Source organism: Fretibacterium sp., from assembly GCF_057312375.1.
In genome coordinates, this window is the sequence record NZ_DBHLDX010000024.1 from 1 (window position 1) to 15,346 (window position 15,346).

At 68.0% G+C, this 15,346-nt stretch carries 13 protein-coding genes; 1 reads left to right on the plus strand and 12 read right to left on the minus strand.

The features are described from left to right. From ACO41U_RS05330 to ACO41U_RS05385, 12 genes are all read right to left on the minus strand, one after another. On the minus strand, positions 1–805 hold an 805-nt coding region (locus ACO41U_RS05330; RefSeq protein ID WP_485942193.1), incomplete at its 3' end, for a hypothetical protein. Then, positions 802–1,404, minus strand: a complete 603-nt coding sequence (locus tag ACO41U_RS05335) for a hypothetical protein (RefSeq protein WP_485942195.1) — start codon at positions 1,402–1,404, stop codon at positions 802–804. The genes ACO41U_RS05335 and ACO41U_RS05330, both read right to left, overlap by 4 nt. Then, a complete protein-coding gene (locus tag ACO41U_RS05340; RefSeq protein ID WP_485942197.1) occupies positions 1,401–1,922 on the minus strand; it encodes a hypothetical protein in 522 nt (173 codons plus the stop codon). Before ACO41U_RS05340 ends, ACO41U_RS05335 begins: the two co-directional genes overlap by 4 nt. Next, on the minus strand, positions 1,919–3,112 hold the full coding sequence (gspL, locus tag ACO41U_RS05345) for a type II secretion system protein GspL (RefSeq protein WP_485942199.1): 1,194 nt from the start codon (positions 3,110–3,112) through the stop codon (positions 1,919–1,921). Before gspL ends, ACO41U_RS05340 begins: the two co-directional genes overlap by 4 nt. 2 nt (positions 3,113–3,114) lie before the next feature. Then, positions 3,115–3,993: a helix-hairpin-helix domain-containing protein gene (locus tag ACO41U_RS05350; protein ID WP_298781243.1), complete on the minus strand. Its 879-nt coding sequence runs from the start codon at positions 3,991–3,993 to the stop codon at positions 3,115–3,117. 13 nt (positions 3,994–4,006) lie between these two features. Next, positions 4,007–4,624: a PulJ/GspJ family protein gene (locus ACO41U_RS05355; RefSeq protein WP_485942201.1), complete on the minus strand. Its 618-nt coding sequence runs from the start codon at positions 4,622–4,624 to the stop codon at positions 4,007–4,009. Further along, entirely contained in the window at positions 4,621–6,600 is a 1,980-nt protein-coding gene (locus ACO41U_RS05360; protein ID WP_485942203.1) for an O-antigen ligase family protein, read from the minus strand. Before ACO41U_RS05360 ends, ACO41U_RS05355 begins: the two co-directional genes overlap by 4 nt. A gap of 96 nt (positions 6,601–6,696) precedes the next feature. Beyond that, positions 6,697–8,337 (minus strand): fused MFS/spermidine synthase, encoded by a 1,641-nt coding sequence (locus ACO41U_RS05365; RefSeq protein WP_485942205.1) that lies wholly within the window; start codon positions 8,335–8,337, stop codon positions 6,697–6,699. 247 nt (positions 8,338–8,584) lie between these two features. Then, a complete protein-coding gene (locus ACO41U_RS05370) occupies positions 8,585–10,057 on the minus strand; it encodes a TrkH family potassium uptake protein (RefSeq protein ID WP_485942207.1) in 1,473 nt (490 codons plus the stop codon). Positions 10,058–10,085: 28 nt separating this feature from the next. Further along, positions 10,086–11,468 (minus strand): Trk system potassium transporter TrkA, encoded by a 1,383-nt coding sequence (gene trkA / locus ACO41U_RS05375; protein ID WP_298781229.1) that lies wholly within the window; start codon positions 11,466–11,468, stop codon positions 10,086–10,088. Further along, the gene (locus ACO41U_RS05380; RefSeq protein ID WP_298781227.1) at positions 11,465–12,223 is read right to left on the minus strand and encodes an acyl-[acyl-carrier-protein] thioesterase; all 759 of its coding nucleotides are present in this window, start codon (positions 12,221–12,223) and stop codon (positions 11,465–11,467) included. The genes trkA and ACO41U_RS05380 overlap by 4 nt, the downstream gene beginning before the upstream one ends. Beyond that, positions 12,210–13,562, minus strand: a complete 1,353-nt coding sequence (locus ACO41U_RS05385) for an aminotransferase class V-fold PLP-dependent enzyme (RefSeq protein ID WP_485942210.1) — start codon at positions 13,560–13,562, stop codon at positions 12,210–12,212. Before ACO41U_RS05385 ends, ACO41U_RS05380 begins: the two co-directional genes overlap by 14 nt. Positions 13,563–13,877: 315 nt before the next feature. On the opposite strand from ACO41U_RS05385, the gene dnaA reads away from it, so the two are divergent. Further along, entirely contained in the window at positions 13,878–15,239 is a 1,362-nt protein-coding gene (gene dnaA / locus ACO41U_RS05390; RefSeq protein WP_298781224.1) for a chromosomal replication initiator protein DnaA, read from the plus strand. The last annotated feature ends 107 nt before the right edge of the window (positions 15,240–15,346 follow it).

The following is a 15,346-nucleotide window of genomic DNA, read 5'->3' on the forward strand; positions in this document are numbered from 1 at the left end:
TCTGCACGCCCAGCTGCTTCAGGATGCTGTCGTCCTGGATCCACTGGATCTCGAGGCCGTTTCCTCCGTCGTTGGGGCGCAGGCGGATCTTCTTCAACTCGTCGAAGGGGTTCTGCACCAGGCTGGTCACGAGTTCGCTCGGGACCTCCCCGTCCTGCTCCCCCGGCCTGGCGGGCGTCACGCTGCCCTCCGGGATGCCCACGGGCCGGGCCTCCGCTGTGGGGGTGGAGAACGCACCCCGCTCCGAACCGGGCTCGCTGTAGCGCAGCTCCCGCACCACCACCTCGTCCTCCTTGACGAAGACGGCCTCCCGGTAGGTGACCTTCGCCAGCGTGTAGACATCAAAGCTGGTCCCCATCAGCACCAGGCGCACCTTGCCCTTGTCCTCGATCCAGGCCCCCACGTTCGGCAGGGTCCCCCGTAGCACAGCCGTCGCCAGGGAGCCGGTGACCTCCACGTCCGCGCTCCGGGCTGTCGGGAGGCTCGCCTCCATCGGCGAAACGCGGAAGGGGTTGGCCGTCAGGAACTCCTCCATGCCGGCACCGACGGAGGACGCCCTCTCCGCCTCCGCAGGCAGGGCGGACCGGTCCACGGCGCGCCCCGTGCCGAAGCGCCCCAGGAGCGTTTCGAGGCAGGCGTCGGCGAACCAGCCCAGCGTCAGCCCCAGCAGGACGGGCAGGAGCCAGAGCCACGCCGCATAGACGCGCCCTCCCTCAGCACCGCGCGGAGCCGCAGCCTCCCGGCGCGTCCGATCCCGGAGGCGGGAGAGCCTTCCCCTGAGGGAGGACACCAGCTCGCCCCTCATTGCGCCGCGCCCCCTTCCGACGGAGCGCGGCGCAGGACCCAGCCGCTCCCCTCGCGAACCAGGGGCAGGAAGCCCTGCAGCGTTTCCATGTTGCCCTCAAAGGACTGAGGCACGGAGATCGCAGCCTCGGCCCTCGATATCTTCATGCGGCCCGGGTCCAGCGCCACGAAGCCCGAAATCGCGAAGTCCCCGTCCGTTCGCAGCTGCTCCAACAGCACACCGTCCCGGCCCGCCGTCAGCAGGAAGCCGCCGTCCCCGAAGTTCATCGCCTGACCCATCGTCATCTCGCCCCCGGTGAAGTCCGCCTCGCAGACCGGCGCCAGGCTCAGCAGGCTCGCCATCAGCTGAGGGCGCAGGGTGAGGGACCTGAACGAAAAGGTCGTGAAGCCGCTCACGGCAAGCCCGTTGACCGTAAAGCCCCCTCCCGCCGCCTCCACGTCCGAGAAGGCCAGTCTCATGCCGTGCCGCTCCAGCACGTCCCCAGCCAGGGTCAGGGAGGCCACGCCCGCCTCGCGCCAGGGCAGGAAGGTCCAGAGCGCGGCCACGAAGGCGACCAGAAACAGAAGCGCCTTCAGGAGACGCGTCGCCAGCCGCCTCATCGTCCGGCGTCCCCCTTGACGGGGCCGATGATCGCGGAGACCGACAGGAGCTGTTTGTCCCCAGCGGGCAGCGCCCGTACCTCCGCAGAGAGGAAGTGCACGCCCCGCACCGCCAGCTGCTGGTTCAGCTCCACCAACTCCTCCGCGTGGAGCCGGTTGATCTCCACGGACTGATTCTTTCCGTCCGGCGAGATGCGGTTCACGCGGCTGCCCAGCTCCATCCGCTCGGAGACCTGGGCGAACACCGTGGGGACATCCACGGCCCCCTCCGACGCGCCCGCCCCTCCGGCGGGCGCCATGCGGCGGTACTCCTCCGCCAGCATGGAGAGGGTCCGCAGACGCCCCTCCTGGGTCGCCAGCGCGGCGGAGGCCTCGGTGGTCCACCCCGACACCCAGCTCACCGCTGTCCAGACCCCCAGCGCCAGGAGGGCGACGGCCAGAAAGCGCACCGACCCCGGAGCCTCGCCCCGAAGGACAGCCCGCGCGTTGTTGATCGTCCCGTCAAAGTTCATCGTCATTCCCCGCCTCCCAGAGGCTGCCAGCGGACGCGGAGGTCAAAGCGATACCCCACGCCCGATACGCTCTGCGTGTTGTCCAGCTGCGAAAGCGCGGCCCGCCCCTCCCAGGCCTTGCGGAAGGCCAGCACCGTGCTCATGTCCGGGGCCGATCCCGTGCAGTCCAGTCCCTCCGCATTATAGCGCAGGACGTCCACCTTGACATCCATGCTGGGGTTCTCCGCGAAGACGGCGCCCAGGTCCGCCAGCACGCTCCCCAGCTCGCGCCCCTCCGTGCCGCCCTGAAGCTCGGCGATCCGGTCCCGCGCCAGGGCAACGGGGTTCGAGATGCGCCCCGTGTGCGTCGGGTCAAAGGCCTGGCGGTACAGGTCCTCGGACCTCAGGCGGGCTCCATCGACCCGGGACAGGGCCTGTCGCCAGCGCAGGACGCTCCCCGCCAGCGTCAAGGCCCCCATCAGGAGGATCCAACAGGCGGCGCGGGTCATGAGCCGGACGTCCCGTTCGAGGCCCATGGCCCCCTCCAGCGCCCTGCGGGAGAGGTTGAGCGTCCGGAGCCAGGGGCAGTGGGGCAGGGTCTCCCGCGCGGAGTCCTCCAGCGTCGCAGCGGCACCGGGGTCCCGCGCGTCGAGGACGAAGGACGCGCCCCTCTCCAGCTTGCGGGCAGCGCAGCAGCGGTCGAACCAGGCCAGCTCCGCCTCCGGGGAGGATCGGTCCCGCGACGTCCAGCGGGTGAGGGCTGGCTTCCAGTCCTGCCACAGGATCGAGCAGAGGTTCTCCTCGTCCGCCCACAGGGCGACCCCGGTCCCCTGCACCCGCGCGGCCAGGGGCAGCGGCGCGGGCCAGACCAGCGACCGGCCCCCGTCGAGGGGGAGGTTCAGCTCCGAGGGGGAGAGGTACCACACCGACCCCGACACCCCTCGGCCGGCCCGCTCCATGACGACGGGGAACAGCTCGATCTCCCCCGCTGCGGCATAGGGCACGACCTGAAGCCGAAGCGCCTCCCGCACCTTGGCGAGGTTGGCGAAGGGGAAGGAGAAGGGGGCCAGGGCCAGGGACCGCATGGGGACCAGCGTCACCTCCAGGGCGCCCCGACGCGCCCCCGACGCGGAGGACAGCGGCAGCAGCTCCCCGCCGGACAGACGCCGGAACCTGACGGACTCGGAAACGGCCCCTCTCTTGAAAAGCGAACGCACTCTCATGACTCCTCCCAGCGGACGACCTTCTTCTCCGTCCGGTCAAAGATGATGTTGAACGAGGTCCCTCCCGGCGACTCGTCGACGAACTCGACGCGCAGGGCGAAGTAGCGGCTCTTGAAGGCGGCCAGGTTCGTCAGTCGCGTGGCCGTCCGGGCCGTGAGTCCGGGGATGGACTGCACGTCCTGCAGACTCCTCAGGACGTGCTCCCTCCGGTAGGCCTCGACCCGCTCCGCCTGTCCGCCGTCGAGCCCCGGCAGGAGGCGCAGGACGGGGAGGGGGGCCGAGTTGAGGTTGATCTTCCCGTCGCTCCAGAGCGTGCAGAAGTCGCTCAGGCCCGGCCTGCCGTTCCCGCCCCGGAGGACCTCCGGCGTGAGCTCCTTCAGCAGCAGGAGCTCCGAGAGGTCCAAGGGCGGGCGGTTGATGAACTCCTTCCGCTCGACGCCGCCGACCCGCCCCCTGTCGTTCCGATCCAGAAAGTCCAGCATCGGCGTGGCCAGCTCCCGGTGCCCCAGCGCGTCCCACAGGTCCTCCCACGGGCCCCGCAGCTCCTGCCTCACGGTGTTGCCGTCCGGCAGGAAGAGCTTGCGGATGGGGAATTTGTCGTCCAGCGGCCTCACCTGCACAGCCCACAGCCCCAGCCCGTCGGCCGGGAAGAGGAACGGCTTGAACCACTGCTGACGGGGGCTGTCGGCGTCCATCCGGCCGCTGACCTCGGCGATGGCGTTGATGACGGAGTCCGCGAGCACCTGAGCCATGCTGCGATTCGTCAGGGCCGTCCGCTCCTGGAGGACGCTGCGCACCTGGAGGCGGACGAACCAGGCGAAGGCCGTGGCGCAGGCGATCAGAAGCGTGCCCAGCATCAACACGGACACCAGCACGAAGCCGCGCCGCCTACGGGAACATGGCGAAGTCCTCAGCGCTCTCCTCCTCCTTCCCCGTCCCCCGAGTCAGGGCGATGAAGAGCCCGGCGGGGAGGGGGCCCTTGTACTCCTTGCGGCGCTCCTCCCCATCCACGGGGACCTCGACGCGGAAGCCCGTCACCCCCGGAAGGACGAGCTGCCCCTCCTCACCTCTCAACTTGTCGGGGTCCACCTCGGTCGGCAGCTTCCCCGACAGCACCCAGCGGTAGAGCCCCGGCAGGAGGTCCTGACGCATCGGGCTGCCCCGTTCGACCCGGTAGACCAGGCTGCCCGCCGCCACGTCCTGCCTCGCGGGGGAGGCGCTCATCACGATCAGGACGTCGTCGTCCCCCCCTCCCAACACCCTGCCGTCCTTCACGATGATCGGGACCGGAGCCGCCCGCAGCGCGGCCGCGGCGTCACGCCCGATGAAGGCCAGAGCGCGGGAGAGGGCGGAGGCGTCGGAGTAGTCCTGCTGAAGCTCCACGACGCGCCGAACCGTGACGATGACGGGCGCAAGGGCCAGGGCCGTCACCATCCCCGTCAGCATCACCGCGATCATGACCTCGATGAGCGTGAAGCCGGTTCGGCGCATGGGGCGCTCCGTCACTCGGAGGCTGGGGCGTCCATGGACTGGCGCGACACTTCGGCCCCCTCGTAGGTCATCCCACCCGACTGCTGGAGCGGCACCAGGACCAGGGCGTCGACGGAGCGGCCCAGGCGGTCCGTCATGCCCGGCTGGGGCACCAACTGGAAGGTCCCCGGCTTGAGGTAGCTCGCCAGCTCCCTCAGCACGTCCTGGGCCTGGAAGCGCTGGGCCCAATGCAGGAGCTGGCTCATGTCCTCGGAGTGGGGCTCGCGGCGGAAGTGATCCAGCAGAAGGCTGAAGCCGCGACTCAGGGCGTTGAAGTCGCCCGCCTGGTCCCCCACCTGGAGGTAGTGGTACCCCAGGTTCTTGATGGCGTCCTCCCGGACGATGGGGTGGGCGGCGGCCCTCTCCAGCCAGCCCCGCTGCAGGACGGCGTTGGAGGTGTTGAGCGCCCTCCGCAGCAGGAGGTTCCCCTCGATGCCGCTCAGGAGGTAGGCCGACCCGGCGACGGCGGCGACGAAGAAGAGGGCTCCCATCAGCCGCGACGCCCGCTTCGCCAGGGCCGCGGACCAGCCCAGGCTCCCCGTCAGGACCTCCCGGTTCGTGATGGCGAAGGCCAGCGCCATCCACAGGATGTTCTCGATCCGGTGGAAGGGGCGGGTCCAGAGGGCGTTGAAGGCGATGAGGGTGACGAGCGCACAGGCCCAGATGGCCTCCCGGGGCAGGTGCCGGCCCTTCAGGAGGTGCGTCACGACGGCGACGCCCCACAGGCCGAACATCGCGAGGAGCAGGACGCCCCCCAGGACGCCCGCCTCGCAGAACCACTGCAGGAACTCGTTGTGAGCCCAGTGGGTGTACTGCCACTGGTACCAGGGCTCGTGGTTGGTCTTGAAGGCCTCCCGCTGAGCCTCCAGGTAGTGCCACTTGAACTGCCCGATGCCCACGCCCCCCGGGTGCTCTCGGAACATGGCCTTCGAGGTGGTCCAGATGCCGATGCGGCCGCCGACGGTCCAGGCGTTCTGGACCATGTCCCCCGTCTTGGCGATGAGGTCGCTGCTCCGCGCGCGGTTGACCGCCATGGAGCCGCCCAGCACGGCGATAAAGAGCAAGAGCGCCAGTCCGAGGCGCAGGGCGTAGGCCCGGCCGAAGCGGGCCACGGTCACGAGGCCCAGCACGAGGAGTCCGGCGAACAGGGAGAAGATTCCGGACCGGCTGGTGCTGTTCCACAGGCCCCAGACGTTGACGCCCATCAGGAGCAGGTTCAGGACCGTCAGCCACAGGGGCCTCCTCCGGCCCTCCTCGTCCACGGCGTAGGCGATGAAAAGGTAGACGGAGCTCATGACGCAGACGGCCATCCAGAGGCCAAACATGTTCTGCTGGGCGGTGTTCCCGATGTAGTTGCCCGGCGTCGGCAGGATGACGGAGCTCAGGGACTGCAGGCCCGCCAGAGGTGTCCCCGCAAGGAAGTCAAGGCCGTTCAACTTCCGAATCTGCAGCTCCGCGAACAGGACGTTGATCGCTCCGTTGACGTTGGCCAGCCAAAGGATCGGCCGCAGGCTCCCGTTGGGGAAGGAATCGACGCTCAGCACGTAAAAGGCCCACACCGCCGCCAGGCAGACGAGCTCGTGGAGCATCCCCGTCGCGGAGGAGATGGGGGTCCAAAGCGGCATGAGGGCGCAGTAGACCAACATCAGGGCCCAGATCGACCCGAAGAGGTCCACCCGCAGCGTCAGGCGGTCCCCCCCATTCCGGACGAGGCGCCAGCCCGCCGCCAGGAGGGCAAGAGCGACGGGGAACCCCGCCACGGCCCACTTCATGATGTGCAGCGTGTCGGCGAACCGCACGCCGGAGTAGACCAGGTTGGGCAGGACAAGAGCGACGATCCAGAGCGGGACCAGGATCGGCGCGGGGACGAGGGGCATCGGCCTCCTGGCCGCGCCGGGGCCGACCTTCGCCTGGTCCGCCCTGTTGGAGGACTTCATCCGAGAATCCGTCAAGGAGAACACAACCTTCCTTCACAAACGAAATTCAAAAACAAAAGCGGCGCCCCAAGGGGCGACCTCGCTGCGGGCAGGACCTCCGAGTCCGCACGCCTACTGCGCCAGCGCGTAGCGCTCCACCGGGGCAAAGGCGTCGGTGAAGGCGGGGACCTCCGGGACGAAGGGGTCCAGCCACTGGTGGGCCAGGAGGGGCAGGACGCCCGCGTCGGGGGCCGGAGGGACCGCGGGGTCGCTCGAACAGAGGGCCATCAGCATGAGGTTCTGCAGAGCCTCCGCGCTCTCCGGCCCCGGAGCGGAGGCCGGGAAGATCAGCATCCGGGGGAAGGCCTGGGAGAAGGCCGCGTAGATCCCCTGGAACACGCCGCTGCGCCGGCCCGAGAGCGCGGCGATGACGTTGGTGATGAGGACGCCGTCCGGCGCCATCAGGGCGCGGATCCGCTGCGCGGCCTCCACGGTGGTCATGTGAAAGGGGATGGAGTACCAGGAGCCGAAGACGTCCATGAAGACCGCGTCGTAGGTCCCTTGCCCCTCCGGGTCCTGCGCCATGCGGTTCAGGAAGGAGCGGGCGTCCTCGTGAAATATCCTGAGGTTCGGGCTGTCCTGCAGGTCGAAGTAGCGCCGCGCCGCCTCCGTGACGCCGGGGTCCAGCTCCACCACGTCGATGGAAACGTTGCGCTCCGCCAGGACGTGACGCGGCACGCAGTAGCCGCCCCCGCCCAGCATCAGGATCCGCTTCGCGTCCGGCTTGTAGTGGAAGGCCAGGTCGTAGAACTTGGTGTAGTCGCTCACCAGCTCCGCGGGGCTGTCCGGGTACATCAGGGACTGCGCCCCGTCCGGGTCCGTCATCATGATGCGGACGCGCCGGTTGTTGTTGCGCAGCATGAGGCTCTCCACGATGGAGATGTGGTTGTAGGCTGTGTCGATCTGGACGCCCACGGGCGTCATGGGCAGCCCGTACACCCTGGAGGCCCAGGCGCCGCAGCCCAGGCAGGCCGCCGTCAGGAGGACGCCCCGCCAGGAGGCGGCGTAGAGCAGCATGGAGAGCGCTGCAAGGGCGCTGGCGAGGCCCATCAGGATGACCCCGGAGGGAAGGAGGGAGATCAGGACGAAGCCGCCCAGGAAGGTCCCCAGGATGCTCCCCGCCGCGTTCAGGGCCGAGAGGCGCCCCACCGTGCCGCCCGACGAGGCCACGTCGCGCAGGGCCAGGCGCGCGATGAAGGGTGACGTCATGCCCAGGAGCAGGGTCGTCGGGGTGAAGATCACGAGGGCGGCCGCAACGGATGTCAGGTAGAGGTTGAGGGAGAGCCGGAGGAGAGCGGTGAGGATCGCGTTGCTGGCGAAGGCCGTCGCCCCCAGGATCGCGGCGGCCAGGAGGAGGATGCGGCCCAGCAGACGGGCCTCCGGACGCCGGTCCGCCAGGCAGCCGCCCAGCCAGTTTCCGACGCAGAGGCTCGTCATGATCACGCCGATCAGCGCTGTCCAGACGACCAGCGACGTGCCGAGGAACGGCGCCACCAGGCGGGAGCCGGTGAGCTCCAGCACCATGACGGCCGCGCCACAGAAGAAGGAGGCCGCCTGAAGGCGCTTCGGGACGCGGCCGTCCCCTGGCGTCCCCTTCCCGGTCTGAGGGGGGACCTTCGACAGCTTCAGCTTTTTCTGTTTCGGGCCCTGAGGGGCGGCCTCCTCGGTAGAGAACGGGGCCTCCGCCTCTGGCAGATGGGGATCATACTCCATAAGTTTTCAGTCCTTTTAACGCTTTTGAAGGCGTCATCGTTGTCTTCACCTGACGTTCACCCTCCGCAGGAGCCAGGGGTCGACAGGCTCCGGACGAAGTCTTCCAGAAATCGACCTCCGTCGGAATGCACTCAGTGTGGTATTTTACCAGACCTCAGGCGGGGCAGGAACGTGCCGAATGCTTAGGGAACGCTGACGGATTTTCGCCAAAACCGCTCGGTACCTCGCTCACCTCCCGTCCGGCGCCTCACCGTCTCCACGACCCCGGCAGGAAGAGAAGGAACACGGCGAAGAGCTCAAGCCGTCCCGCCAACATGCAGAAGGAGAGGACCCACTTGACGCCCGCGGGCAGCCAGGCGAAGTTCTCCACGGGCCCCAGGGCGCCCAGCCCCGGCCCCACGTTGCTGAGGCAGGCCACCACCCCGGAGAAGGCCGACATCACGTCGAGCTTCGGGTGACCGAAGGCGGTGATCGCGAGCGTGGCCGAAGTCATGATGAGGAGGTAGAGGACCAGGAAGGCCGAGGCGGAGTCCATGACGTCAGGGCCGATGGCCCGCCCGTTCATCCGCGCCGTGACCGTCGCCCTGGGGTGCAGCAGGCGCAGGGTTTCCGCCTGGACCTGACGGCGCAGGACCAGAAAGCGCACGACCTTGCACCCGCCCCCCGTGGACCCGGCACAGGCCCCCACCACCATCAGGATCAGGAGCAGGAACCGGGCGAACTCGGGCCACAGGTCGTAGTTTTCGGTGACGAACCCCGTGGTGGTGATCAGGCTCACCACGTGGAAGAAGGAGGCGCGCAGCGCGGGCTCGACCCCGGAGAAGTCGCCGCGGCGGAGGAGGCAGAGGGCGATGGCCAGGGCGGAGGCCGCGACGATGGCGGCGTACCAGCGCAGCTCCTCGTCGCCCAGGACTGCTCGAAAGCGCCTCGCGAAGAGCAGGAAGTAGAGCGAGAAGTTGACGCCCGATGCGAACATGAAGGCGGTGATCACCCACTCGACGTAGGGGCTGCGGAAGGCGGCAATCGAGGCGTTCCGCGTGGAGAAGCCCCCCGTGGCGATGGTGGCAAAGGAATGGACCACCGCCTCGAAGAGGCTCATACCCCCCAGCATCAGCAGGAGGGTTTCGGCGAGCGTCAGCGCGAGGTAGACCCCCCACAGGAGCAGGGCGGTCTGGTGGAGGCGCGGGGTCAGCTTCTCCGGCGTGGGGCCGGGCACCTCCGCCTTGTAGAGCTCCATGCCCCCCACGCCCAGGAAGGGCAGGATCGCGAGGCTCAGGACGATGATCCCCATGCCCCCAAGCCAGTGGGTCAGCCCGCGCCAGAGCAGGATGCCCCTGGGGAGGGCCTCCACGTCGGCCAGCACCGTGGCCCCCGTGGTGGTAAAGCCCGACATGGTTTCAAAGAAGGCGTCGACGTAGCGGGGCGCCGCGCCAAACTGCCAGTAGGGCAGCGCCCCCACCGCCGAGGCGATCACCCAGGCGAAGCCCACGACGCCCACGGCCTCACGGATGCCCAGGGTGTCCCCAAGCGGGCCGGGCCGCCAGCGCCGACCGGCCAGGAAGAGGCCCAGGCTCAGCAGGATTCCGACGCCGAGGGAGAGGGCGAAGGCGGCGGCGTCTCCCTTGCCGTCCAGGAGGGCCAGGAGGAGCGGGGGGAGCATGAACAGGGAAACGATCGCGCAGATGAAGGAGAGGACGCGGAGGACGATCCCCACCTTCATCGGTGAAGGCCTCCTGCCGGTGCCCGCGTCACGGTTGCTCCTCCCCGAAGAGCTCCACGGCCTCGCGCATCAGGGCCGTCGAGGCGAAGAGGATGAGGTGGTCGCCGGGCTCCAGCTTCGTCGAACCCATGGGGACGAAGACCCGGTTCCCCCTGCCCAGGAGCGCCACCAGGACGCCCTTGGGCAGCCCCAGGTCCGAGAGGGGGATCCCCGCCCGGCTGTGCTTCGCCGGCAGCACCACCTCCAGCATCTCCGCGTCGATCTTCTCGATGATGGAGAGGGCCCGGGCGTGGCCGGGGTAGCGAATCGTACGAAGGATCGTGGAGGACAGCGCCTCGTTCAGGTCCACCACGGCGTCGACGGGCATGTACTTCGGCATGTCGCGGTAGAGGTGGCGGCGCACCACCGCGATGCTCTTGCGGACGCCCATGGCCTTCGCCATGGCGGCGTAGACCAGGTTCACTTCGTCGGAGTCCGTGACGCAGACGTACCCGTCCGCCTCCTCGATGCCCTCCTCCTGCAAGACCTCCCTCTGGATGCCGTCCTCGTGGAGGAATAGGGTGTTCTTGTCCCCCAGCTCGTCGGACAGCCTCCTGCAGCGCTCCTCGTTGACGTCCAGGATACGGATCTCCGCGTGCCGGTACGCCTCGTGAATCCTCTGGATCAGTTGGCACCCGATCTTTCCGCCCCCGACGATGAAGACCCGGCGCAGGGGCCGGGAGTTCTTTCGCTGAAAGAGCTCCTCCAGCATGTAGACCGTTTCCTTGTAAGAAACCACGTAGCACAGGTCCTGAGCGGCCAGCACCGTGTCACCGTCGGGGACGAAGCTCTCCCCGTCGGGGCGCTCCACGCACACCACGATAGCGACGAGGTCTTTGTAGGCGATGCGGATGTCCTTCAGGGACTTTCCCGCCAGCGGGGAGTCCTCGGCGACGCGAAAGGCGTAGATGGCCGCCTGTCCGTTCAGAAGCTCCGCCGTGCGGGTGGCGGAGCTCACCGTCAGGAGCTCCAGGATCTCCCGCGCCACGGACCGTTCGGGCGAGATCATCATGTCGATGCCGAGCTTCTGCCCCCAGGTGGGGGAGTCCGTGAACTCAAGCCCCCGTGCCCTGGCGATGACGTTCCGGACCCCGGCACTGTGGGCAATCCAACAGGACAGCATGTTCACCTCGTCCCGGTCCGTGCAGGCCACCAGGATGTCCGCGGCGCAGTCCTCCTCCCGCACGCCCGCGTCCCAGAGCACCTGGGGCCTGGCCCCGTTGCCCCGAATGACGCGCACGTCCAGCTCGTCCTCCGCGCGCTTGGCCTTCTCCACGTCCTGCTCCACCAGGTTGACGTTGTGTCCGTCCGCGGACAGGGTGGCCGCGATGCTGCGCCCCACCTCGCCCGCTCCAACGATGACGATGTTCATGACCGACAGGGCTCCCAGCTGCAGGAGAACAGGGTCATGGGCTTCTCGCCCGGACGCTCGTCGTCCGTGATGCGGTAGACGAAGGACCGCACGCTTCCCCGCTCCGGCAGGGGCGCGATGTGGATGCGGGGACGGCCGCCCCAGCGGATCCCGGACCGGAAGGAGGCCGATATCCCCCTGGGCTCGAACTCCATCAAGTCGATGGGCGTGGCCTCGAATATCCACTCGAAGTAGGCCGCGTTGTTCACGTGGGCGTTGACGTCCAGGTCGTGAAAGCGGACGGGCCAAAGGACTTCGGTGCAGGGCGCGTCCGAGTCGGGGGTCGGGATGTCCGGAAAGTCCGGGTCGATGGGGCCCGTGTAGCGCTCGTCGATCCTGGGCAGGTGAGCCTTCGGGCGCACGGGTCGCCCCGACGCCAGGTCCAGCAGGAGCCAGGAGGTCTTGGCCCAGGCCAGAGGCGTCCCGTCCGGCCGGTCCACGTTGAAGACCCGGAGGGTGTTGTAGCCGTGCTCCACGTCGTGAAAGGTCCCCACCACGAAGCGCTCGTCCAGGGCCGGAAGCGGCGCCAGAACCTCCACCTCGTAGCGCAGCAGCACCCAGGCGTAGCCCCGCGCCAGGAGCTCCGAGGAGGTCCCCTCCAGCTCCCTCACCGCCAGGCTCGCCGTGTCCTGCAGGTAGTCCAGCAGGCTGTGGAGCTTCAGTCGCCCGTGGCAGGAGGCGTCGGACGGCAGGACCGTCAGCTCACGCAGGTACATGTGCCTTGATCCCTCCAAGCGCCTTCACCGCCTCCGACAGCGCGCTGAAGAAGTCGTCGACGTCCTGAGGCGCGTTGAAGTACCCCGGCGAAACCCGAAGGCTCCCCTGGGGGAACGTGCCGAGGGACCGGTGGGCCTCCGGCGCGCAGTGCAGTCCCGGACGGGTTTCAAACCCCATGCGGGACAGCTCATCCGCCAGGACTCCGTTGTCCAACCCCCGGACGTTGATCGAGAAGACGGGAAGCCGCCCCTCCATGCCCTGCTTTCCGCTGAGCAGGACGCCCTCCTGCTTCGAGAGGCGCTCCAGGAAGCGCCGCCCCAGCTCCCGCTCGCGGGCCTCGACGGCCTGGACGCCCTCCGCCTCCAGCCACCCCAGCGCGGCGTGGAGCCCCGCGATGCCGGGCAGGTTGGGGGTCCCGGACTCGAAGCGGTCCGGCAGCTCCTCCGGCTGAGTTTCCAGGTGCGAGTAGCTCCCCGTCCCCCCCGTGACGATGGGCTCCACCCTCCGGGCGAAGTCCGGCCTCCACACCACGCCGCCGACGCCCTGGGGGCCCATCAGCCCCTTGTGCCCCGTGAAGCACAGCGCGGCGAGCCCCAGCTTCGCCGCGTCCAGGGGCAGTACCCCCGCCGTCTGGGCCGTGTCCAACACCAGCGGCAGCTCCGCCTCACGGCAGATCGCCGCCACCTCATCCAGGGGCTGAATCGTTCCGCAGACGTTGCTGGCGTGGGCCATCACCATCAGGTCGAACCGTTCAAACCTCAGGAGCCGCCGCAGGTCCTCCGGGTCCAGCCGCCCCTCGCGGTCCGAGGGCAGGAGCGTCAGCAGGACGCCCCGCTCTTCAAGAGCCCTGAGAGGCCGCATGACGGCGTTGTGCTCCATGGAGGAAGCGACGACCTTCATCCCCGGCCGCAGGAAGCCCCGCAGGACGAAGTTCAGTGCCTCGGTCACGTTGGCGCAGAAGGTGACGTACCGGGGGTCCGCATCCTCCCAGCCGCCCAGCAGGGAGGCGACCCGAATGCGGCAGTCCAGCACGGAGTTCAGCGTTTCCATGTCCCGGGCGGAGGACGTGCCCCGGGCCAGGTTCGCCCCGCCGCGGGCAAGGAAGGCGGCCATGGCTTCGCCGACGGGGGCGGGTTTCGGCCAGGTGGTAGCGGCGTTGTTCAGATAGATCGACATTTTAGAAAAGACCTCCTTGAGCTCCCGCAGACTTCCCCCGTCCCCTTCCTCGATCAGGCCACCTGCGGCGGAAGAGGGCGGACGGCACCCCGACAGGAGGTCCTGGACAGGACCTCCTGGGCAGACGGCGTTCCTTGCCCGCCGTCCGTCCACATCGTTCATGATATCATTAACTCCGCCGTGAAGCATCCGCGACGAATGAACTCGTTCATTTTACCTTCGTTTATCCCCATCGCGCTCTGAAAGCGGGTCGGAAACGGCGAGTTATCCACAGGTTTTGCGTCATTTCCCTGTGGATAAGTGTATAATTAACTCAAATTGGCTTGAGAAACGCCTTACAGAGGGCCGTCGATGTGGACAACCCTGCGATCTCACGGGAGGGACGGGGTCGGCGCTCGTCCACATCCCCATCACGGTGGTCCCCCGCCTGTGACCAGGCGGCAGGGGACAGGCTTCAAGGTACAGGGGTGAAAGGGATTGCAGCAAAAGGACGAACGAAATCTGATGGACCTGTGGCAGGGGATCCTGGCGCGGGCGGACCTCCCGGAGGAGGCCGTCCCGCTGTGGTTCAGCACCTGTGTACCCATTTCCATCGAGGAGGGAACGCTGGTGGTGGACACGGCGAACCCCTTCATCAAGGAGCAGATCGCGAAGAAGTTTCTGGCCCGTCTCAACGAGGCAGCGGAGGGGATGGGGGTGAGGGGCCTCCGGCTCCAGGCCAGCGTGCAGCCGGAGGAGGCCAGGGCGGAACTGGCACGGCAGGATCAGCAGGAAAGGCCAGGGCACAGCGCCCCCGTGGCGCGAATCAACCTGAACCCGAACTACACCTTCGAGAGCTTCGTGGTGGGCAAATCGAACCGCCTGGCGCAGGCCTCGAGCCTGGCCGTCGCGGAGAGCCTGGTTTCCACGGAGGCCCCCGTGAAGGAGCGCTTCAACCCTCTGTTTATCTGGGGCGGGGTGGGGCTCGGCAAGACGCACCTGATGCACGCCATCTGCCACTACGCCCTGAAACGGTCGCCGGACCTTCGAGCCCTCTACATCAGCGCGGAGAAGTTCCTGAACGAGTTCATCCAGTCCATCCGGGACTCGAAGACGGACCAGTTCAAGGATCGTTACCGCAACGTGGACATCCTTCTGATCGACGACATTCAGTTCCTGGGCAACCGGGAGCGGAGCCAGGAGGAGTTCTTTCACACCTTCAACACGCTCTACGAGGGCAACAGCCAGGTCGTCATCTGCTCGGATCGGCAGCCCTCCGAGCTTCAGAACATCGAGGACCGACTGATCAGTCGCTTCAACTGGGGGATGGTGGCGGACATCCAGCCCCCGGACTTGGAAACGCGCATTGCGATCCTGCAGAAGAAAGCCATGCTGCGGGGCTGCGACCTGCCGGACGAGGTCGTCCACTTCCTGGCTCAACACATCCCCAGCAACATTCGGGACCTGGAGGGCGCGCTGAACCGCGTCATCATGTCCTCGGAGCTCTACGGCGAGCCCGTCACCATCGAGCGCAGCTCCGAGTGGCTGAAGGACGTCCTGCGCATGGACGTCAAGGCGCCGGTGACGGTGGAGGACATCCAGAGCGTCGTGGCGGAGTACTTCAGCATGAGCCCTGAGGAGCTGACCAGCTCCAAGCGGACGGCGGAGCTGGCCATGGCCCGACAAATCGCCATGTTCCTCTGCTGCGAGATGACGGAGACGAGCCTTCTTCGGATCGCCCACGCCTTCCGCAAGAAGGACCACACCACGGTCATCCACGCACGGAAGAAGATCGGCGAACTCGTCAAGACGGACCAGGAGGTGCGTCGGACGGTGGATAACCTCAAGAACAGGCTGTGAACGAGTTGTGGATATCCAAGTGTTGTCCACAAAACAAATTGTGGGCCACGGGATTCGCCCACGCCGCCCACAGGTTATCCACAGGACTCCCACGAAAAATCCACACG